This is a genomic window from Gilliamella sp. CG22, assembly GCF_046635725.1.
Classification (GTDB): domain Bacteria; phylum Pseudomonadota; class Gammaproteobacteria; order Enterobacterales; family Orbaceae; genus Gilliamella; species Gilliamella apicola_I.
This window is the reverse complement of sequence record NZ_JBIDFK010000001.1, coordinates 108,549-129,258: the sequence shown is the minus strand read 5'-3', so window position 1 is coordinate 129,258 and position 20,710 is coordinate 108,549. Positions and strand designations below refer to the sequence as shown.

Below are 20,710 nucleotides of genomic sequence, written 5' to 3'. Positions count from 1 at the left end.
ATAATTTTCTTGTAAAATCGGTCAAAATAATATCTTATTTAGTCTGTCAATTCCATAGCAAGCCTCAATAATAATTGAGTTATAATATTGTATCGCAATTATAAAATAATACCTAGAAAATAGTATAGCAATAGATTGTAAAGGAGATATATAATGACAAATTATATTTTACAGTGTATCCTGCGGCGTTAATGTTGAGTTACTGCCTTATTATCACGTTAAAAGATTTCTTTTAAGATATTAAGGATGCATTAATTAATTGTTACTTATATCAAATAAACACGGTGTAATTCATGGATATACGCAAAATTAAAAAATTAATTGAGTTAGTTGAAGAGTCAGGTATTTCAGAACTTGAAATCTCTGAAGGTGAAGAATCAGTACGTATTAGCCGTTCAGTGGCAACAACAAGCTATTCTGCGCCTGTGCAAAATATTCAAATTCCTCAAGCTGCTCCTGTTGTAGTAACATCAGCTTCTTCTAATGGAGAAGTGGCTAATGAAGTCGAGCCTGTTGCTGTTTCTGGAACAACAATAAAATCCCCAATGGTTGGTACTTTTTATCGTACACCTAGCCCTGAATCAAAAGCGTTTGTTGAAGTTGGGCAAACAGTGAATGTGGGCGATGTACTTTGCATTGTCGAAGCGATGAAAATGATGAATCAAATTGAATCAGAAAAAGCTGGGACTATTAAAGCTATTTTAGTTGAAAATGGTCAACCCGTTGAATTTGATCAACCATTATTCATTATTGAATAATCAGAATTTATTAATTAATTTTTACGATTAAGAGATTGAATATGCTTGATAAAATTCTTATTGCTAATCGCGGTGAAATTGCGCTACGTATATTACGTGCATGTAAAGAACTTGGCATTAAAACTGTTGCTGTTCATTCTTTGGCAGATAAAGATTTAAAACATGTCTTACTTGCAGATGAAACTGTCTGTATCGGTCCTGCAGCGTCTGCCAAAAGCTATCTTAATATACCGGCATTAATTTCAGCGGCCGAAGTTACCGGTGCAGCTGCGATTCATCCTGGATATGGATTCTTATCAGAAAATGCTGATTTTGCAGAGCAAGTTGAACGTTCTGGTTTTATTTTTGTCGGTCCAAAACCAGACACGATTCGTTTAATGGGTGATAAAGTATCTGCGATTGAAGCCATGAAAAAAGCAGGTGTGCCTTGTGTACCTGGTTCTGATGGTCCATTGAGCAATAATATTGATACAAATAAACAGATAGCCAAAAAAATAGGTTATCCCGTCATTATTAAAGCCTCAGGTGGCGGTGGTGGTCGTGGTATGCGTATTGTTCGTGATGAAAAAGATCTAGAACAATCCATTAAAATGACCAAATTAGAAGCCAAAACAGCCTTCAATAATGATATGGTTTATATGGAAAAATTCCTTGAAAATCCACGTCATATTGAAATACAAGTGCTTTCTGATGGTCAAGGTAATGCAGTTTATTTAGGTGAGCGCGATTGTTCAATGCAAAGACGTCACCAAAAAGTGGTAGAAGAAGCTCCTGCTGTTGGTATTACGCCTAAAATGCGTAAATTTATCGGGGAACGTTGCGTTAATGCTTGTATTGAGATTGGTTATCGTGGCGCAGGTACATTTGAGTTTTTATTTGAAGATGGCGAGTTTTACTTCATTGAAATGAACACGCGTATTCAAGTAGAACATCCTGTAACTGAAATGATAACTGGCGTTGATTTGATTCGAGAACAAATTTTAATTGCCGCTGGCAAACCACTTTCAATCAAACAGAGTGATATTCATATTAAAGGTCACGCGATTGAGTGTAGAATTAACGCAGAAGATCCAAAAACATTTATGCCATCACCGGGTAAAATTACTCGTTTTCATGCGCCGGGTGGGTTTGGTATTCGTTGGGAATCTCATATCTACGCTGGTTATACCGTACCACCATATTATGATTCAATGATTGGTAAATTAATTGCCTATGGTGAAACTCGTGAAGTGGCGATCGCTCGTATGAAAAATGCGTTAGCTGAACTCGTTATCGATGGTATCAAAACCAATATTGATCTTCACATTGAAATTATGAATGATAAAAACTTCCAAAAAGGTGGAACAAATATCCATTACTTAGAGAAAAAACTAGGTATTTATGAGTAGTCCATTAATGTCTAATCTCGACAATAATATTGTTATTTTAGCGTGTTAATTGCTTGATTTGTCCAATCATTAACATAAACTTAACGGTTATACTTATCCGCCGACTTATGTCGGCGGTGTTATTTTTACTGCTTAACTTCTTAATCCTTTACCACTCTCAACCAAACGCCACACAGCGATATATAAAATCACCACAAACAAGATAAGCATTGAAAAAGTGATCCATAGTGATACATCTGTGGTACCAAGAAAACCATAACGAAAACCATTAATCATATAGACAATAGGATTTAATTTAGATACCCATTGCCAAAATGTTGGCAGTAACGTGATTGAATAAAATACCCCCCCAAGATAAGTTAACGGCGTTAACACAAATGTTGGCACAATACTAATATCATCAAATGTTTTAGCATAAACTGCATTTAACAGTCCAGCTAACGAGAATAGTATTGAAGTTAATAGTAGTGTGAAAATAACGAATACCCAAGAATGAACTTCATAAGTCACAAAAAAAAGGGATACCATTGTCACTAAAGCACCAGTTAAAATACCTCGAATAACGCCACCACCAACAAATCCCCAAATTAAGATATGTGTTGGAACAGGTGCAACTAAAAGTTCTTCGATATTACGTTGAAATTTAGCACTAAAAAATGATGAACAAACATTTGTATAAGAGTTGGTAATTACCGACATCATAATTAATCCCGGTACAATAAATGCCATATAACTATGACCACCCATATTGCCAACTCGTGACCCAATTAAATTGCCAAAGATAATAAAGTAAAGCGACATAGTTATAACAGGAGGAATTAAGGTTTGAATCCAAATTCTTAAAAATCGTATCACCTCTTTACGCCAGATACTTTTTAGGGCTATCCAGTATAAGTTATTCATTATCGGCTCCTTTTGTTTGAGTATCATTACGCACTAAATCAACAAATAACTCTTCAAGTCGATTGGTTTTATTGCGCATACTGATAACTTTGATTTGTTGTTGATTAAGTTGCTCAAACAATTGATTTAATCCATGCTGTTTATCGACTTTAACTTCCAACACGCCTGGCTCTACATTGGTAAATGCGTAATCGTTTAAAACTATAGGCTGACTGGTTGGTAAATAATCGATAATAATCGTTTCAGATTGACTATTCGCCAGTAAATCACGCATAGAGGAATTAGCAATGAGTTCACCATGTTGAATAATACCAATATGCCGACATAACATTTCTGCTTCTTCTAAATAATGTGTGGTCAAAATAATCGTAATACCCTGACGATTGATTTCTCTTAAAAAATCCCACATAGAACGTCGTAATTCAATATCAACCCCTGCCGTTGGTTCATCAAGAATTAATAATTTAGGTTCATGAACTAATGCTCTTGCTATCATGAGTCGTCTTTTCATGCCACCTGATAACATACCTGCTCGGCTATTACGCTTATCCCAAAGATCTAAAATACGTAAATATTTTTCAGCACGTTCAAGTGCTAATTTACGGGGTAATCCGTAATATCCACCTTGGTTTGCAACAATTTGCAGTACTTCTTCAAACTGATTGAAATTAAATTCTTGAGGCACTAACCCTAACTGCCTTTTGGCGTTGACAATATCTTTATCTAAATCAAATCCAAAAATTTTAACTTGACCCGATGTTTTGGTAACCAAAGAACTTATGATTCCAATCGTAGTGGATTTTCCAGCACCATTAGGCCCAAGCAGTGCATAAAAATCACCAGCTTGTACAGTTAAATTAATACCTTTTAATGCTTCTACACCATTTTTATAAATTTTTTTGAGTTCAATTAACTCAAGTGCAGGAATAGATGACATGGATGTATCCTAATTGAATATTTTATAATTAAATTGCTATAAAATCCTATTTGATGTGAATTAATATTGACAATATAATTATTCATTGTAAAGCGCTTTTTAGCATTATTTGAATTGATTATATGGCACCCCATTAACAAAACATAAAAAAGATTAATGTTTGTTAAAATCAACTCACAAACGCTTAAACTAAGTTAAGTTAAAATAAATCATTAAGTAAGGAAAGAATATTATGATTAAGATTGGGTTGGTTTCGGTATCAGACCGTGCATTTAATGGTGTATATGAAGATGAAGGAATTCCATCTTTGATTACCTGGTTAACAAAAACATTAAAAACCCCGTTTGAAACCCTACCGCGTATTATCCCTGATGAACAACCGTTAATTGAACAAACCTTATGCGATTTGGTGGATAAATTACATTGTGATTTAATACTGACAACTGGCGGAACAGGGCCAGCTTTAAGAGACGTCACACCCGATGCAACAATAGCGATAGCCGATCGTATTTTACCTGGCTTTGGTGAACAAATGCGTCAAATTAGTTTGCATTTTGTGCCCACTGCAATTCTATCCAGACAAATCGGTGCAATACGAAACAAATGTTTAATTCTGAATCTACCTGGCAGACCTAAATCTATTCAAGAAACATTAGAAGGTGTGAAAGATAATGCTGGGAATGTGATTGTAAATGGTATTTTTGCCAGTGTGCCTTACTGTATTGAGCTATTAGAAGGACCATACATCGAAACACATGAACATGTTGTTAAAGCTTTTCGACCGAATAAACCTGTAAAATAGAAACTTTAGTTTTATGCAACTTTGATGCATAATTATCTAATAAAATAAACTGCTTTTATTTCTCCATTCGATAAAAGTTTTTGTGCAATAAAAGATAACTTCTGACTTCTATATTGTTATATCTGATTGATTTTAAAATTTTAAGCAATGTTTATAAATAAAATTGAATGTCAAAACAGTAAAACATTTAATCCAAAGGAACACTATGAAACAAGATGATTTCACTCGCGTATTTAAAGAGATGCTAAGTCAAGAAAAATTCAGTTCACAAGTTGAAATTGTTCAAGCTCTTCAAGAGCAAGGTTTTGACAATATTAATCAATCTAAGGTATCAAGAATGTTAACTAAATTTGGCGCCGTGAGAACACGAAATGCCAAATCGGAAATGGTTTATTGTTTACCCGCTGAAATCAGTGTTCCAACGACAAGCAGCCCATTAAAAAATTTGGTTTTAGACATTGATTATAATAGTTCAATGGTCGTCATTCGAACTAGCCCAGGCGCTGCGCAACTTATCGCAAGATTACTTGATTCAATCGGAAAATCAGAAGGTATTTTAGGTTCCATTGCTGGCGATGATACAATTTTCAGTACACCAACGAAAGGATGTACGGTGAAAAAATTATATCAAATTATTCTTGAGCTATTTGAACAGGAATTATAAAAACTGATCAGTTAACTTTTTTGTTATTATTTGAATTTTTAATATTTAACCTATTGACACAATTAACAGAATCGTTAATTCTATACATACTGATTTTGTAATTTAAATCACAAGAACGAAGAGGCGCATTACTCAGGTAGATTATTTTAGGGGCTGGAACCGTTAATAAATGATTGAGGGGATGTAATGCCGAGATTTAATTGATAATCCAGAACTCAGTTAGATCGACTGCAAGGGCTGAATCCCTTGGGTTGTCACCCTAACAGGTGGAGCGCTTCAGGGTTTTACTCATTTTCCTTAACGGTAAATAAGTCATGACCTCGCTCTAACTCTGTTAAAAATAATAATTTTTAATATGAGGAATTCATGGAAACATCATTTGTAATTGCTAAATTTGGTGGTACCAGTGTTGCCGATTACCAATCTATGGTAAATAGTGCAAATATCGTTGTCACCAATCCGAATGTCAAAGTTGTGGTATTATCTGCCTCTGCAGGTATTACAAATTTATTAGTAGCTTTAGCTGAAGGGCGAGATGCGGAAGTAAGAGCACAACACATCGCGAAAATTCAATCTATTCAATATAGTATTTTAGAACAACTTCCTCAAAATCCTACATTACGTGCTGAGATAGATCAGATAATTGCTAATATTGCCTCTTTATCAGAAGCCGCTAGTCTCGCTACATCATCCGCCCTAACCGACGAACTTGTCAGTCATGGCGAAATTATGTCTTCTAAACTTTTTGTAGAAATATTGAAAGAAAAACAGAAAAATGTGTTATGGTTCGATGTGCGTAAAGTCATGCGGACGGATAATAAGTTTGGTAAAGCCACACCAATAATTGAAGATATTAAACAACTCTGTTGTGCACATTTAAAATCATTGTATGCCAATAACATTATTGTTACACAAGGATTTATTGGTTCTGAAAGCACCGGTAAAACCACTACCTTAGGTCGAGGAGGTAGCGATTATACTGCCGCTTTGCTTGGTGAAGCATTAAATGCAACACAAATCGATATTTGGACAGATGTTGCAGGTATCTATACTACTGATCCTCGAATTGCGCCATCCGCTAAACGCATTGACGAAATTTCTTTTGCTGAAGCGGCTGAAATGGCAACATTTGGCGCTAAAGTGTTACATCCTGCAACACTGGTGCCAGCTGTTCGAAGCAATATCCCAGTATTTGTCGGGTCGAGTAAAGCGCCACAAGCAGGCGGAACAATTGTTTATAATACCAACAGTATCAAATCCGATCTGCCATCATTTAGAGCATTAGCATTGCGCCGCAAACAAACCTTACTTACGTTAACTAGTTTAAATATGTTACATGCACAAGGCTTTTTAGCGAATGTGTTTACTATACTGGCTAAACATAATATTTCAGTTGATTTAGTCACAACGTCAGAAGTCAGCATTGCATTAACCATTGATACGACAGGAACCAACACCAATGGCACCAGTTTATTAACTAAAGCACTATTTGATGAGCTTTCCACACTTTGCCATGTCGATGTTGAAGAAGATTTAGCTCTAATTGCCATTATTGGTAATAAACTGACTTCAACCAAAGGTATAGCCAAAGAAGTTTTTGGTGTCTTAGATGATTTTATCATTCGACTTTGCTGTTACGGTGCTAGCACGCATAACCTTTGTTTATTATCAAGAAGTAATGATGCGGAAGACATCATTAAAATTCTCCACAAAACAATTTTTGAATAATATTCTCTATGAGGAAGATAATCTCTTCCTCTTTATCTGCTAGTTCAAGCTAAATTCCATACTAAGCTAAAAAATAAATTGTAAAGCTTAATAAAATATCTAAACATTTAATAAAAAAAATTATAGAATATAGTTAAATTATTTTATGCCGTACGTTCATAAAACTGTTCTCTATTTATCAATTGTCATCAATCTTCATCCAGTTTTGTTATTAGTAATTTATACGTTTAAAAAGTGTATTACTTTTTTTAATTCAATTTACTACATCTGTAAACTAACATTAAATACAACAAAATAAGGGTAAATTATCATGGGTATTATAAGTTGGATTATTCTAGGATTAATTGCCGGTTGGATTGCTAAATTTTTCATGCCTCTAGGCAGTGTTGGGGTGGTGAAAACCATTCTACTCGGTATCGCGGGAGCCTTGGTAGGAGGATATATAAGTACTTTCTTCGGCTGGGGAAGCGTCACTGGATTCAATTTCCCAAGTTTGTTTATCTCAGTATTAGGGGCGATTTTATTAATCTATCTTTATCGTCTTTTCAGATAAAAAATTCGTTTCAAATCAAAATTGGCGGATTTCTTCCGCCAATTAATTAATGCAATTATCAAAATAATTCTTATCGATAATTCAATGAATTTTATTTTTTGGTTTAGCATCAGTTACCATACTCACCACTTTTAAACCTATGCTTGTAGCATCAAAAAACCGAATGACATAAATTAGATTCCTTTCATTTTCGTTGTAAAGATGTTAATAAGTAATTTCGTCGTATGGCGATTTTTGTTATATTAATCTCCAAAATCACTTATTAATAAATAGTAAACTAGAATGCTTAAAATATTCAATACATTATCTCGAGAAAAAGAAGTATTTCATTCCATTACCCCCAATAAAATCGGACTTTATGTCTGTGGTGTGACGATTTACGATCTTTGTCATATTGGTCATGGGCGCACTTTTGTCGCATTTGATGTTGTTTCTCGTTATCTGCGTTTTTTAGGTTATGACTTAACTTATGTCCGTAACATTACCGATATTGATGATAAGATCATTAAAAGAGCCCTTGAAAATGGCGAAACCTGTGAACAATTGACCGAACGTATGTTACAAGAGATGTATGCTGATTTTGATGCATTGAATATTAAACGTCCTGACGTTGAACCTCGTGCAACTCAACATATGCAACAGATTATTGAATTGGTTGAAGAGTTAATAAAAAAAGACCATGCTTATATTGCTGATAATGGCGATGTAATGTTTTCCGTCGATAGTGATCCTAATTATGGTATTTTATCTCGTCAAAATTTAGAACAACTACAAGCGGGTGCCCGTGTTGATGTTGTTGATGTAAAACGCAATCCAATGGACTTTGTGTTATGGAAAATGTCTAAACCAAACGAACCAAGTTGGGATTCACCATGGGGTAAAGGTCGCCCTGGTTGGCATATAGAATGTTCAGCAATGAATAGCTACCAATTGGGTAATCATTTTGATATTCATGGTGGTGGGTCTGATTTGATGTTCCCACACCACGAAAATGAAATTGCTCAATCAACTTGTGCCCATGATGGACAATATGTAAATTATTGGATGCATTCGGGTATGGTAATGATTGACCAAGAAAAAATGTCAAAATCACTAAATAACTTTTTCACGATTCGTGATGTATTAAAGCATTATGATGCAGAAACAGTTCGCTATTTCTTATTGTCAGGTCACTATCGCAGTCAACTCAACTATAGTGAAGAAAATCTAAAACAAGCCAGAATGGCACTAGAGCGTTTATATACAGCTTTACGGGATACCGATCCTAATCATCCTCATACCACACCAGACAGTGATTATTACCGTCAGTTCTGTCAAGCAATGAATGATGACTTTAATACACCTGAAGCCTATTCCACACTATTTGATCTCGCGCGTGAAATTAATAAAGCAAAAGCGGAAAATGATATGGCGCATGCCAATGAATTGGCAGCCGAATTACGCCATTTATCTGCTGTTCTAGGTTTATTAGAACAAGATCCAGTCAAATTTTTACAAGGCGAATCACAAGACGATGTTGATAGCACCTTAATTGATGCTTTGATTCAACAACGTAATGAAGCCCGCGCCAGTAAAAATTGGGCGTTAGCCGATGAAGCCCGAGATAAACTAAATGCTATGAATATCGTGCTTGAAGATGGTGCGAATGGCACGACTTGGCGCAAAAAAAGTTGATGATATAAGTTAAAACACCCATTTAAAAATGGGTGTTGATAATCATCTATCTTAATTTTTTATCCACTGACGTTAAAATACCCCGTAAAATATTTAACTCTTGTTGTTCAATCCGTGCGCGAGTAAATAACCGACGTAAGCGCCCCATAATTTGACCGGGGTGATTAGCATTAATAAATTCAGTTTTCAACAAAGTTTGTTCTAAATGCTGATAGAAACGTTCGATGTCTTCATCTTTGGGAAACTCAATACTATTTATATCAGCCTCTTGTTCAGTTAAAACAGAATCAATATTTAACATCGACATTCGTATTTCATAACAAAGCACTTGTACTGACATCGCCAAATTCAATGAGCTATAAGCTGGATTTGCAGGAATCCCAACATGATAATGGCACTTTTGCAACTCCTCATTAGTTAATCCCACTCGTTCACGACCAAAAACCAAAGCAACATTTGCATCATTATTAGATGCTTCTTGAATAATTTTATCGCCACACTCTTTTGGTGTTAAATTCGGCCACTGTAAACTGCGAGGACGAGCACTAGTCCCGATCACTAACCGACAATCTGCAATCGCCTCATCCAAAGATGAAAAAATTTGGGCTTGTTTTATAATATCACTCGCTCCAGCTGCTAAAGAAATAGATTGAGAATCTGGTTTTATTACTGGGTTAACCAAACAAAGATGCGTTAATCCCATTGTTTTCATTGCTCTAGCGGCTGAACCCATATTACCAGTATGCGAAGTTTCAACTAAAACAATCTTCACGTTATCTAAATAATTCACAATATCCTCATTAAAAAGTATCGAGTTCCTATTAGAACCAAATAGTTAACAGTATATAGGAAAAAGATGGCAAAATGCAGATTTGAAATCTGATTGATTAAAATCAGCAGAAATTATTTTGAATGTTAATCACAAAATTTACAGAATAAATAAATAACTGATTGACGAAACTGCAATAATTTGCCAATGTAGAGGTAGAAATCCCCCATTGAGTTAGCTCAATTTGTTAGCGAATTTTTTAGTAAACTTTTTAGTAAACATAGTGGAGGTCAATCATGACGTTAAGTATTACCAGTAAACAAATGGACATTACTCCTGCAATTCGTCGTTATCTTGAAGATAAGTTTTCGAAACTAGATAAATGGAGAGCACTGTTAATCAACCCTCACTTTATATTATCGAAGGAACCTGATGGATTTATTATTGATGCCACCATTGCAACCAAAGGCACACCGTTAGTTGCTTCAGCTAAACACATTGATATGTATGCAGCAATTAATGATCTTATTGGAAAACTCGAAAAACAACTCAATAAGATTCAGCATAAAGGGGAATCTCGCCGAGCCTTTGATAGCATCAAAGGAGCCGTACTGGAAGAGCAAGTTTAGAAAATAGATGATCACAAATAAATTAAAAGGCACTTTGATAGTGCCTTTATTTTTTTGCTTGTTATAATATTACACATCTATTTTTTACTTAATTAAGCCAAATGACTGTTAATCCTTTACTACCCTTGCGAGATAAAATTAATGAAATTGATGCGAAATTATTAGAGCTTGTAGCTAAACGTCGCCAAATTTCAACACAAGTCATTCAAACAAAAATTGAAGCCAACATTCCTGTGCGTGATTTAGAACGTGAACGCTCATTAATCAATTCACTTATTCATCAAGGAAAAGACTATCATCTTGATGATATTTTAATAAAACGTCTATATCAGGTTATTATTGAAGATTCCGTTCTACTACAACAAAAGATCTTACAAGAAAAACTTAATCACAACACCATAGCGACGGCAAAAGTTGCTTTTTTAGGGCCCAAAGGCTCTTACTCCCACTCTGCTGCGCGACGTTATGCGAGTGCTCACTTTGAAGAAATGACGGAATCCAGTTGTTCAACCTTTAAAGATGTTTTTGAGCAAGTCGAAAAAGGAGTGGTGGATTTTGGTATTTTACCTATCGAAAATTCAAGCTCTGGTTCGATTAATGAAGTTTATGATCTTTTACAAAAAACCAATTTACATATCATTGGTGAACTTTCATTACCTATAGATCATTGCGTACTTGCTATTGCTAATGCCAAACTGGAGCAAATTGACACTATTTATAGTCATCCACAACCATTTCAACAATGCAGTAACTTTTTAGAAAAATCACCTCATTGGAAAATTGTCTATTGCGACAGTACCTCGTCAGCTATGGAGATGGTAGCAAGCCTCAATAAGCCAAATGTTGCAGCAATGGGTAACAAAGATGGCGGTGAATTATATGGACTACAAGTACTTAAACATGATTTTGCTAATCAAAAAGAAAATATCACTCGCTTTATTGTGTTAGCTCGACAACCTGTTGACGTTTCAAATCAGATACCTGCTAAAACAACTATCCTAATGAAAACAGGTCAACAAGCTGGGGCTTTAGTTGATGCATTACTAGTATTGCGCAATCACAACATTGTCATGACAAAGCTGGAGTCTCGACCAATCCATGGTACGCCATGGGAAGAGATGTTTTATATCGATCTACAAGGTAATCTAAATTCTCATGAAATGCAAACTGCGCTCAAGGAACTCTCAGCTATTACCTTATACACCAAAGTGCTTGGCTGCTATCCAAGTGATTCCGTTTCTTCTCTCATGTAATATATTATTAACACTATGCAAAAATTTTCAAATGCCGTGCTCAAGTGGTATGAACAGTACGGCAGAAAAACGTTACCATGGCAAATTGAAAAAAGTTCTTACCATGTTTGGTTGTCTGAAGTGATGCTCCAACAAACTCAAGTTGCAACTGTCATCCCCTACTTCAATCGTTTTATTGAGCATTTTCCGAAGATAACCGATTTAGCACACGCCCCGATTGATGATGTGTTACATTTGTGGACTGGATTGGGTTACTATGCTCGAGCCCGTAATTTACATAAAGCGGCGAAAATGGTTACTGACAAGTTTAAAGGTCACTTCCCTACTTTATTTGATGATGTCGTTGCCTTACCCGGTGTTGGGCGGTCAACTGCTGGCGCAATTTTGTCGCTATCTCAAAACCAACATTACCCTATTTTAGATGGTAATGTAAAACGGGTTTTAACACGCTTTTTTGCTGTTGAAGGTTGGACTGGCAATAAAAGCATTGAAAACAGACTTTGGCAATTGAGCGAACAGGTCACACCAAAGCATGATGTAGCAAAATTTAATCAAGCGATGATGGATATAGGCGCAATGGTTTGCACTCGCACTAAACCTAAATGTAACTTATGCCCACTACAAAGTGATTGTATCGCTTATCAAACAAACAGTTGGCAACAATATCCTACCAAAAAACCGAAAATAACAACTCCTGAAAAATCAGCTTATTTTTTGATGCTAGAATACAACCAGAGTATATGGCTTGAAAAACGACCGCCATCGGGTATCTGGGGCGGTTTATATTGCCCACCACAATTTGCTACAAAGCAAGCATTAATCAATTGGCTAAACGATTATGGAATTCAAACAACTCCACCACAACAATTGATTTCTTTTCGCCATACTTTTAGCCATTTTCATTTAGATATCATACCGATTCATTGCATCATGGTTAACAACACGAAATGTTTAGATGAAAGTAATGGCTATTGGTATAACTTAACAACAGAAAATGCGAAAATTGGCTTAGCAACACCCATTTACAATTTATTGAAGCAATTGAATTCATGATTGATTAAATGAGCTTAAAATTGATCGGTTGGTTAACTATCGGTTAAATTAGCGATATTATAGCTTAATTATTCTTCACAAAAAGTTGAGAATCTATTGTTCACCAATAATTTAAGGAATTCTATATGGCTAAAATATCTTATTTAAATACACCTTTTACGATTAAAAAATTATCATTAAAAAATCGTATTGTTATGCCTCCAATGTGTCAATATCAAGCTAAAGATGGTTTACCAAATGATTGGCATTTTATTCATTATGTTTCAAGAGCTGTTGGGGGCGTTGGTTTAATTATTGTTGAAATGACGAATGTTGCACCAAATGGACGAATCTCGCCAAATTGTCTAGGCTTATGGAATGATGAACAACGTGATCAGTTTAAACGCATTGTTGATGCCGTTCACGCCCAAAATGGCAAAATAGCCATTCAAATTGCCCATGCAGGGCGTAAAGCTTTAGGAGCTGATGATGTGGTATCTTGCTCTCCTCTTCTTTATGACGGCACTAACGAAGCCAATAAACAGTGGCAATATCAAATGCCAAGAGAATTATCAAAAAATGAAATCGCTGACATTATTCAAAAATTTAAAGAATCAACCCGTCGGGCCGTTGAAGCTGGTTTCGATGCAATTGAAATCCATGGCGCACATGGTTACTTAATACATCAATTCAGTTCACCTAAAACCAATTTACGAACCGATGAATATGGTCAAGATAAGTTACTCTTTGGAGAACAAGTTATTAAAGCCGCTAAATCGGTTATGCCACCTGACATGCCGTTAATTATTCGGTTTTCAGCGCAAGAATATGGTAAAGATGGATATAGTGTTGATTATGGATGCAAAATAGCTAAACGTTTTGCCGATGCGGGCGCTGACGTTTTAGATGTGAGTGGTGGCGGTGACGGACAGCTTGATCCAGCTCACACCCCTGATTTTCATGCCGGTTATCAAGTTTACTTGGCTAGCGCTATCAGACAATCGATAGATTTACCAATAATAGCTGTTGGTATGCTTGAAGATCATTACTTAGCCGATTACGTTTTAAGCCGAGGTGATGCAGATTTGATAGCGATTGGTCGAGGCTTACTCCGTGATCCTTATTGGCCTTTGCGTATTCCTTCATCGCCATTTGTTCCGGCATCTTATCAAATAGCTTTTAAATAACTTATGCTAAAATTTTATCTCCTGTAGCACACGCTACAGGATAATAAACATCAGCAAATTTATATCTTCATGGCATATTTAATCAACTGTTTTTTTAATGGTGAACAATAATCAATAGTATTCATGCCTACCGTTCTTAGTGCCTTCTTAAATAAGTTATCCCCATTAAACATATCTTGAATAGTTTGCATTGCCGCTAACATTACCATCGTATCTTTACGACGCGTAAACTGAAATGATTTTAGATTACTGACCAAGCCAATATCCTGATTCTCATCGATTAATTTTTTTATTGTCGACACTAACAAGGCCGAATCTTGAAAACCTAAGTTGACGCCTTGCCCAGCTAAAGGATGAATTGTGTGCGCTGCATCGCCAACTAAAACTAAACGATGTTTAACAAACTGCTTGGCAAAGCGTGCTTTTAATGGAAAAATCATTCTTGGGTTAATTAACTGACAGTGGCCTACTTTATCACCTGTTAATTGAAATAATTGATGAGAAAAGTCGGTTTCAGATAACAAAGCTAAATTAGCTGCATTATCAGGTTTAGTTGACCATACTAAACAACTTTTATTAGGATGATAAAGGGGAAGAAAGGCAACAATACCATTGGGATAAAAAATTTGTTTTGCACAAGCATGATGAGGATATTCGGTTTCAACGGTTGTAATGAGTGCGTGATGAATATAATTACGTTCTAAAACCGAAATATTTTCATGCTGACGAATCCATGAATTTGCACCATCTGCACCAATAATAAGTTTCGCTGGTAAAGTAACCTGATCTGCCAAGGTCAAAAAAGCACTATTATCATCGAATACACTATCTATCACTTCTTGACTATAAATCGTTATGTTGTTACTAGCTAAAGCATAGTGATATAAATAATGAGACATAACGTGATTTTCAATGATATAACCTAAATTTTGATAACTATAATCCTTAGCCTGTGCTGATAAATGAGCCTGACCATTCTTTTCCCACACATCAATTTCGGTAAACTCTTGCACACGACCACTTAAGCAAAGTGCATCCCATACACCAATTTGAGCAAAATAGCGCTGGCTAGCACCATTTAGCGCTGAAGCTCTGACCCCAATCTTATGCTTTGGCAAACTTTCATGTAGGTGAATATTTTTATCAATAATGGCAATTTTCAAATCATAATGACTTAAAGCACAAGCCGTTGCCAAACCTACTAAGCCACCCCCAACAATGGCGACATCAAATTGAATACTCATAGTTCAATTATTTATTATCTAATTTAGGATCATTCTTAGATTCAATATCTTCACTCATCTCCTTTTTAAACCCTTTCAGCGCCGAACCTAAATCAGATCCTAAGTTTCGTAGTTTTTTAGTACCAAATAACAAGACGACAACAGCAAGAAAGACTAAAAGATGTGGGATACTAAATGACATAATAAAATCCTCTTTATTAAATTTTATTAATTCGTCTAACAATAGAATTGTAAACAAATGGTATATATGTTTATACATTATACCTTTTAAGGGATGATTTCATAAGAAGTTTAAGCAAAAAAAAAGACCTGCATATAAATATACAGGCCAACATGAAATATAAGGAATATAAGGAAAGAAAACAATGAAAAATCCTTACACTGCTTATTATCCATTTTTTTTCGTTTCAGTCAACGTTTTTATTTGTTTTTTTATTTATTTTAAATTTTAAAAGAAAAAGGTCAAAAACAAGAATTAAATCTTTTAAAATCAATAAATAAATAAATTTAACGTAAGTAACTCATGAAAATAAATTAATTTGACATATATCAAATATAAAATAAAAAACATTTAAAAAGCAGACAAAAATCTTTTTTTCTCGTGGAAATAAACAAAATTCCAACAGAAAAACAAAAATAAAATATTTTTTTAAAAACACTATATTTTGATTTTTTAATACGCAAATTGATATAATTAACTTGCTATAAAACGAACAATTCAGACAAAATTACAAAAAATTACTTTTTTATATTAGCTTTTCATTTAATGTTGTATGTAAAACTTATAAAATATCTACTATAATTTGAAAAACGGATGTAATAGGAGAAACAAATCAGAAATGAATATGATTAAAAATAAAAATGTAAAAACATTTAAAGAAAGATTACATAGCTCAATGCAAGGTTTATCTGTCTCCGCCTTCGCTAAAAAATGTGATATGTCTGAAACAGTGATTAGAGATTATTTATCAGGAAAAACTTATCCATCTTTGACACGTCTGGAAGTGATTGCTGAAAAATGCAATGTTTCATATAACTGGCTGGCAACAGGCTATAAATTAGAAGTTTTAGATCCTAAAGAAGATGAAGCAGATGTCTACAACGAGAATATATACCGTATTCCCGTCTATAAAAAACAGTTACCAACCAAAGAAGAAGCGCAATCACAACGATATATTCGAGAAACACCTCCTGTCATGAACTATCCCGTTGTTGAAGGTTGGGCTTCTCATCGAGGATTAGATATCAAAAAATTAATCATTTATTGGGCTAAAGGGGATCTCATGTCGCCTGAAATCAACAATAATAATGGTTTAATTATTAATACGGAAATCGTTGAAATTATTGATGGAGCAATCTATTTAGTTGAATATGAAGATATTACCTTTTTACGTAAAGTTCGATTAACGCAAAATGGGTGGGTTTTAATTTGTAACAATAACCAATTCCCTACTATTGAAGTCTCTAAAGAAAATTTTGATAAGTACCATTTTGTGGGTCGAGTTGTACAAATTATTAAAGATATTTTTTAGTCAAAAAATAGGCAAATATCGTTATTCAAGATATAATTGAAAAGCAAGAAAGAATATAAAATGAACTCTTTCTTGCTTTAGTTTTTAATATTTTTAGAATCTGCAATAATAGGTAGTAAAATGTTGTTAAATTTCATAACTATCCATCAGTTTTAGGATATCTAACTCTATTCATTCTACTCGCAATGTTAATATCAACGATTCAATTTAATGAAAAATAGCAAATAATTAGGTCAATTATGTATCGATTTTTTGAAAAATTGGTGTCACCTTATCCTAAAAGTGAACCGCAACCAGCAGCTAAAAATTTTCTAGGTTTTATATGGCAATCAACCCAAGGCACTCGAATATTCATGCTGCTTTTAATTATATTTAGTGCACTCAGTGGCGCATTTGAAGCTTTTCTATTCGCTGCCCTTGGCAAAGTGGTGGATTGGCTTGCGATTGTCGAACCTAATGAGCTTTGGCAAAAAGAAAAAACATCGCTATTAATCTTAACCTTAATCATTTTATCCAGCACTTTGATTATTGGATTACAAACAATCATCAAGCATCAATGTTTAGCGGGAAATTTTCCAATGCGAATGCGTTGGAATTTACATCGACTAGTGCTTAATCAAAGTATGCGTTTTTTTCAAGATGAGTTTGCCGGAAGAATATCGGCAAAAGTTATGCAAACTGCATTAGCCGTTAGAGATACCTGCTTTCTTGTTGCTGATATCTTAATATTTGTGTTGATTTCGTTTATAACTATGGCTGCGGTAATCGGTCAATTAGCCCCTTGGCTATTGCTGCCATTCTTTGGGTGGTGTGCTCTTTATGGCTTAGCCATGTACTATTTTATTCCTCGCTTAAGTAAAGTTGCAAGTATGCAAGCAGATGCTCGTTCTACCATGACTGGACGTGTAACGGATGCTTATACAAACATTATGACGGTTAAACTGTTTTCTCATGCCGGTAATGAAGCAAAGTATGCCCAAGAGTCTATGGATGAGTTTTTGATTACTGTCAATAAACAAATGCGACTAGTCAGCAGTTTTGAAATCGTGAATCATTTACTATCTATTCTACTTATTTTATCAACGACTGGTGTTGCCTTGCTGTTATGGACAAATCAATTAGTTGGAATCGGAGCTATTGCAACAACCACAGCATTAGCGCTTCGTTTAAACGGTTTATCACATTGGATTATGTGGGAGCTTGCAGCTTTATTTGAAAATATTGGGGTTGTGAAAGATGGTATGAATACATTTTCAACTGCAACAACCATTGTTGATAAACCCAATGCCAAAAATCTAAATGTGACTGATGGAAAAATCGAGTTTAAAAATATTTATTTCACTTACGATGAAAAGATTCGAAATTCGGTAATTAACGATCTCAATTTAACTATTAAGCCCGGTCAAAAAATAGGGTTAGTTGGACGCTCTGGCGCCGGAAAATCAACATTAATTAATCTGTTATTACGTTTTTATGACTTACAACAAGGTAAAATTCTTATTGACGGACAAGACATTACCGAGATTAATCAAGAAAGCTTACGGGCGCAAATTGGTATGGTTACACAAGATACGTCCTTGTTACATCGAACTGTTCGGGAAAATTTACTTTATGGTAATAATCAAGCTACTGAACAAGAGATGATAGATGCGGCTAAAAAAGCCCATGCAGATAAATTCATTCAAACATTAATCGATGCTAATGGCAGAACCGGTTATGATGCTCATGTTGGTGAACGAGGTATAAAACTATCGGGTGGTCAAAGGCAACGCATTGCCATTGCTAGGGTGATCTTAAAAAATGCACCAATATTATTACTTGATGAAGCAACCAGTGCATTAGATTCAGAAATTGAACAAGCTATTCAAGAAAGTTTATACGCACTAATGGAAGGCAAAACCGTTATCGCTATAGCTCATCGTTTATCAACTATTGCCGCAATGGATAAACTGGTTGTTTTGGATGAAGGAAAAATTATCGAACAAGGTACACATCAAGAATTACTGGATAAAAATGGCTTATACGCTCAACTTTGGAAACATCAAAGCGGTGGTTTTTTACCAGATAGTCTATAAGTGCGTTTAACGGTTTGGCACCTTTGTTCTAGGTGCCAATATCATTTTTTATTCACCAATCACAAATTTTTTATAAAATTCAGATTCGAAACGCATTATTGCACTATTTTTAGGCTCATCCCTTCTTTCAGGATGATATCCCGAAAGTAACTGAACAAAAGCGATAATTTTTCCATCTGACTTCTCAATAAATCCAGCTAAATTATAGCTGCCTTGTATATATCCCGTTTTTGCTCGTATGGTTTCTATAAAAGGCGGTTGATTAAAGCTTTTGCGATATTGTAATGTTCCATCCTTCCCTGCAACAGGAAGTTTTTCAATAATTTTGAGATCGCGATCATGAGCTGAAATATATTGCAGAATTTCCATCATTTTGTCTGCACTGACCAGATTCAATCTAGACAAACCTGAACCGTCAACAATCACCAAATTTTCGAGATCAATACCAGCTTTTTTAAGTAAAATTTGTTTAACCGCATCCCCACTATTTCGCCATGTACCTGGAATTTTAAAGTAATGAGCCCCAATTGTTCTAAAGATAGCATCAGCGTACAGATTGTTCGATTTTTTCAACATTACGGTTAACAATTCTGATAGCGGTGCCGACTGGCTTGAAACTAATAATGAAAGTTTGCTATTTATTGGCTCATTACGTGCTGAAATCGCACCATTAAACGAAATTTTCTGTTGTTTTAACTCATTTTTCAAAACACTTGAAAAATAATCCACCCCATTAAGTACAGCAAATTTTAATGCTATTTTATCTGATCCTGACGCAATACATCCGGATAATTGATAGCGATTTTTGTCAGTATAACTGGCATCAAGCTCACAGTATTTATCATTCAGATCTTTACTGTTTTTAGCTATGGTTTTAACATTACCTGTCACCGTGACAGGAATATTTGCGGAAACAGAAATAGAGGCTTTAGCACCGACCTTACCCGGTTTGATTGTCACATAAAAACAATTATCATCGATAATTGCAGCTGACGGCGGTGCATTGTAACAAGCGGTTAAATTATTCCAAGACCAACCTTCTGCTTTATCGTGACTGGTAAATATAGAAGTATCTAAAATGACTTTTCCTGTTATTTTTTCAACCCCTTTCCCACGTAAACTTGCCAGCATATTTTTTAACTGTCCACGCGTAAAAGTTGGATCACCACTCAGTTGAATAATCAAATCACCATTTAATTGTTTATTGGCAATTGAACCATTAGTTAACATTTTAGTTTCAAATCTAAAATCCGCTCCTAATTCAAGTTCTGCTGCAAGTGCAGTGATCACTTTTTGGGTACTGGCTGGCTGTTTAAATTGATCGCTTTTATATTTAGCTAATGTTCTTGGTTTGTCATCAACAGATTGAACTAAAATTGATATATCACTACCTTTGGGTAACGAAGATACATAAGACTCAACTGACTGAGCTTGCAATATAGCGGAAAAAAAAGAAATAATAAAAAAACTTACTACTTTGAAATTTTTCATCAAAATCAGCTCAAAATTATTTTAATTAATGGGAAGGGATATTGAAAATAAATATATCTTTTTTTGTTATTGCTATCAATATATACTCAAC

At 34.8% G+C, this 20,710-nt stretch carries 19 protein-coding genes and 1 riboswitch; of the genes, 13 read left to right on the top strand and 6 right to left on the bottom strand.

From position 1 onward, the window contains the following. The first annotated feature begins 293 nt into the window (after window positions 1-293). Both accB and accC read left to right on the top strand, forming a co-directional pair. The gene (gene accB, locus ACGH46_RS00590) at window positions 294-758 is read left to right on the top strand and encodes an acetyl-CoA carboxylase biotin carboxyl carrier protein (protein WP_065558743.1); all 465 of its coding nucleotides are present in this window, start codon (window positions 294-296) and stop codon (window positions 756-758) included. Window positions 759-799: 41 nt separating this feature from the next. After that, window positions 800-2,146, top strand: coding sequence for an acetyl-CoA carboxylase biotin carboxylase subunit (accC, locus tag ACGH46_RS00585; protein ID WP_065558744.1), 1,347 nt, complete (start codon window positions 800-802; stop codon window positions 2,144-2,146). Window positions 2,147-2,278: 132 nt separating this feature from the next. Here accC and ACGH46_RS00580 read toward each other — a convergent pair whose 3' ends face one another. Next, window positions 2,279-3,049, bottom strand: a complete 771-nt coding sequence (locus ACGH46_RS00580; RefSeq protein ID WP_411603455.1) for an ABC transporter permease — start codon at window positions 3,047-3,049, stop codon at window positions 2,279-2,281. After that, on the bottom strand, window positions 3,042-3,986 hold the full coding sequence (locus ACGH46_RS00575; protein WP_267349700.1) for an ABC transporter ATP-binding protein: 945 nt from the start codon (window positions 3,984-3,986) through the stop codon (window positions 3,042-3,044). Before ACGH46_RS00575 ends, ACGH46_RS00580 begins: the two co-directional genes overlap by 8 nt. 232 nt (window positions 3,987-4,218) lie before the next feature. Here ACGH46_RS00575 and mog point away from each other — a divergent pair, with 232 nt between their 5' ends. The 5 genes from mog to cysS all read left to right on the top strand — a co-directional run bounded on the left by mog (window position 4,219) and on the right by cysS (window position 9,407). Beyond that, on the top strand, window positions 4,219-4,788 hold the full coding sequence (mog, locus tag ACGH46_RS00570; protein WP_267359471.1) for a molybdopterin adenylyltransferase: 570 nt from the start codon (window positions 4,219-4,221) through the stop codon (window positions 4,786-4,788). A gap of 205 nt (window positions 4,789-4,993) precedes the next feature. Then, window positions 4,994-5,452, top strand: coding sequence for a transcriptional regulator ArgR (gene argR, locus ACGH46_RS00565; protein WP_065558748.1), 459 nt, complete (start codon window positions 4,994-4,996; stop codon window positions 5,450-5,452). Between the two features lie 110 nt (window positions 5,453-5,562). Continuing rightward, window positions 5,563-5,737: riboswitch (Lysine riboswitch) on the top strand. An 81-nt stretch (window positions 5,738-5,818) separates the two neighbouring features. Then, complete coding sequence (lysC, locus tag ACGH46_RS00560) at window positions 5,819-7,180, top strand: lysine-sensitive aspartokinase 3 (RefSeq protein ID WP_267359467.1); 1,362 nt, start codon at window positions 5,819-5,821, stop codon at window positions 7,178-7,180. Between the two features lie 310 nt (window positions 7,181-7,490). Continuing rightward, the gene (locus tag ACGH46_RS00555) at window positions 7,491-7,733 is read left to right on the top strand and encodes a GlsB/YeaQ/YmgE family stress response membrane protein (RefSeq protein ID WP_065558750.1); all 243 of its coding nucleotides are present in this window, start codon (window positions 7,491-7,493) and stop codon (window positions 7,731-7,733) included. Window positions 7,734-8,015: 282 nt separating this feature from the next. Further along, the gene (cysS, locus tag ACGH46_RS00550; RefSeq protein ID WP_411603452.1) at window positions 8,016-9,407 is read left to right on the top strand and encodes a cysteine--tRNA ligase; all 1,392 of its coding nucleotides are present in this window, start codon (window positions 8,016-8,018) and stop codon (window positions 9,405-9,407) included. A 46-nt stretch (window positions 9,408-9,453) separates the two neighbouring features. Here the strand turns inward: cysS and trmJ are convergent, their stop codons facing one another. After that, entirely contained in the window at window positions 9,454-10,140 is a 687-nt protein-coding gene (gene trmJ, locus ACGH46_RS00545; protein WP_411603780.1) for a tRNA (cytosine(32)/uridine(32)-2'-O)-methyltransferase TrmJ, read from the bottom strand. A gap of 332 nt (window positions 10,141-10,472) precedes the next feature. Here trmJ and raiA point away from each other — a divergent pair, with 332 nt between their 5' ends. The 4 genes from raiA (at window position 10,473) to ACGH46_RS00525 (ending at window position 14,277) form a co-directional block, all read left to right on the top strand. Further along, window positions 10,473-10,805, top strand: coding sequence for a ribosome-associated translation inhibitor RaiA (raiA, locus tag ACGH46_RS00540; RefSeq protein WP_065558752.1), 333 nt, complete (start codon window positions 10,473-10,475; stop codon window positions 10,803-10,805). Between the two features lie 101 nt (window positions 10,806-10,906). Beyond that, window positions 10,907-12,058 (top strand): bifunctional chorismate mutase/prephenate dehydratase, encoded by a 1,152-nt coding sequence (gene pheA, locus ACGH46_RS00535; protein ID WP_411603449.1) that lies wholly within the window; start codon window positions 10,907-10,909, stop codon window positions 12,056-12,058. A 15-nt stretch (window positions 12,059-12,073) separates the two neighbouring features. Then, window positions 12,074-13,111 (top strand): A/G-specific adenine glycosylase, encoded by a 1,038-nt coding sequence (mutY, locus tag ACGH46_RS00530; RefSeq protein ID WP_411603446.1) that lies wholly within the window; start codon window positions 12,074-12,076, stop codon window positions 13,109-13,111. A gap of 125 nt (window positions 13,112-13,236) precedes the next feature. Beyond that, entirely contained in the window at window positions 13,237-14,277 is a 1,041-nt protein-coding gene (locus ACGH46_RS00525; RefSeq protein ID WP_411603444.1) for an NADH:flavin oxidoreductase/NADH oxidase, read from the top strand. A gap of 59 nt (window positions 14,278-14,336) precedes the next feature. On the opposite strand, the gene ACGH46_RS00520 is transcribed toward ACGH46_RS00525, so the two are convergent. Together ACGH46_RS00520 and tatA are read right to left on the bottom strand one after the other, a co-directional pair. Then, window positions 14,337-15,521 (bottom strand): FAD-dependent monooxygenase, encoded by a 1,185-nt coding sequence (locus tag ACGH46_RS00520; protein WP_411603441.1) that lies wholly within the window; start codon window positions 15,519-15,521, stop codon window positions 14,337-14,339. Between the two features lie 7 nt (window positions 15,522-15,528). Beyond that, window positions 15,529-15,702, bottom strand: a complete 174-nt coding sequence (tatA, locus tag ACGH46_RS00515; protein WP_411590960.1) for a twin-arginine translocase TatA/TatE family subunit — start codon at window positions 15,700-15,702, stop codon at window positions 15,529-15,531. A gap of 658 nt (window positions 15,703-16,360) precedes the next feature. Here tatA and ACGH46_RS00510 point away from each other — a divergent pair. Continuing rightward, on the top strand, window positions 16,361-17,053 hold the full coding sequence (locus tag ACGH46_RS00510) for a helix-turn-helix transcriptional regulator (RefSeq protein WP_267349713.1): 693 nt from the start codon (window positions 16,361-16,363) through the stop codon (window positions 17,051-17,053). A gap of 239 nt (window positions 17,054-17,292) precedes the next feature. Further along, window positions 17,293-19,128, top strand: coding sequence for an ABC transporter ATP-binding protein (locus tag ACGH46_RS00505; RefSeq protein WP_411603440.1), 1,836 nt, complete (start codon window positions 17,293-17,295; stop codon window positions 19,126-19,128). A gap of 48 nt (window positions 19,129-19,176) precedes the next feature. Here the strand turns inward: ACGH46_RS00505 and dacB are convergent, their stop codons facing one another. Beyond that, window positions 19,177-20,619 (bottom strand): serine-type D-Ala-D-Ala carboxypeptidase, encoded by a 1,443-nt coding sequence (gene dacB / locus ACGH46_RS00500; protein ID WP_411603437.1) that lies wholly within the window; start codon window positions 20,617-20,619, stop codon window positions 19,177-19,179. Window positions 20,620-20,710: the final 91 nt, after the last annotated feature.

What these genes read in the sequence shown, in the direction of transcription:
- accB (WP_065558743.1), top strand. Translation starts at nt 294, where the DNA reads ATGGATATACGCAAAATTAAAAAATTAATTGAGTTAGTTGAAGAGTCA.
- accC (WP_065558744.1), top strand. Translation starts at nt 800, where the DNA reads ATGCTTGATAAAATTCTTATTGCTAATCGCGGTGAAATTGCGCTACGT.
- ACGH46_RS00580 (WP_411603455.1), bottom strand. Translation starts at nt 3,049, where the DNA reads ATGAATAACTTATACTGGATAGCCCTAAAAAGTATCTGGCGTAAAGAG.
- ACGH46_RS00575 (WP_267349700.1), bottom strand. Translation starts at nt 3,986, where the DNA reads ATGTCATCTATTCCTGCACTTGAGTTAATTGAACTCAAAAAAATTTAT.
- mog (WP_267359471.1), top strand. Translation starts at nt 4,219, where the DNA reads ATGATTAAGATTGGGTTGGTTTCGGTATCAGACCGTGCATTTAATGGT.
- argR (WP_065558748.1), top strand. Translation starts at nt 4,994, where the DNA reads ATGAAACAAGATGATTTCACTCGCGTATTTAAAGAGATGCTAAGTCAA.
- lysC (WP_267359467.1), top strand. Translation starts at nt 5,819, where the DNA reads ATGGAAACATCATTTGTAATTGCTAAATTTGGTGGTACCAGTGTTGCC.
- ACGH46_RS00555 (WP_065558750.1), top strand. Translation starts at nt 7,491, where the DNA reads ATGGGTATTATAAGTTGGATTATTCTAGGATTAATTGCCGGTTGGATT.
- cysS (WP_411603452.1), top strand. Translation starts at nt 8,016, where the DNA reads ATGCTTAAAATATTCAATACATTATCTCGAGAAAAAGAAGTATTTCAT.
- trmJ (WP_411603780.1), bottom strand. Translation starts at nt 10,140, where the DNA reads ATGGGTTCAGCCGCTAGAGCAATGAAAACAATGGGATTAACGCATCTT.
- raiA (WP_065558752.1), top strand. Translation starts at nt 10,473, where the DNA reads ATGACGTTAAGTATTACCAGTAAACAAATGGACATTACTCCTGCAATT.
- pheA (WP_411603449.1), top strand. Translation starts at nt 10,907, where the DNA reads ATGACTGTTAATCCTTTACTACCCTTGCGAGATAAAATTAATGAAATT.
- mutY (WP_411603446.1), top strand. Translation starts at nt 12,074, where the DNA reads ATGCAAAAATTTTCAAATGCCGTGCTCAAGTGGTATGAACAGTACGGC.
- ACGH46_RS00525 (WP_411603444.1), top strand. Translation starts at nt 13,237, where the DNA reads ATGGCTAAAATATCTTATTTAAATACACCTTTTACGATTAAAAAATTA.
- ACGH46_RS00520 (WP_411603441.1), bottom strand. Translation starts at nt 15,521, where the DNA reads ATGAGTATTCAATTTGATGTCGCCATTGTTGGGGGTGGCTTAGTAGGT.
- tatA (WP_411590960.1), bottom strand. Translation starts at nt 15,702, where the DNA reads ATGTCATTTAGTATCCCACATCTTTTAGTCTTTCTTGCTGTTGTCGTC.
- ACGH46_RS00510 (WP_267349713.1), top strand. Translation starts at nt 16,361, where the DNA reads ATGAATATGATTAAAAATAAAAATGTAAAAACATTTAAAGAAAGATTA.
- ACGH46_RS00505 (WP_411603440.1), top strand. Translation starts at nt 17,293, where the DNA reads ATGTATCGATTTTTTGAAAAATTGGTGTCACCTTATCCTAAAAGTGAA.
- dacB (WP_411603437.1), bottom strand. Translation starts at nt 20,619, where the DNA reads ATGAAAAATTTCAAAGTAGTAAGTTTTTTTATTATTTCTTTTTTTTCC.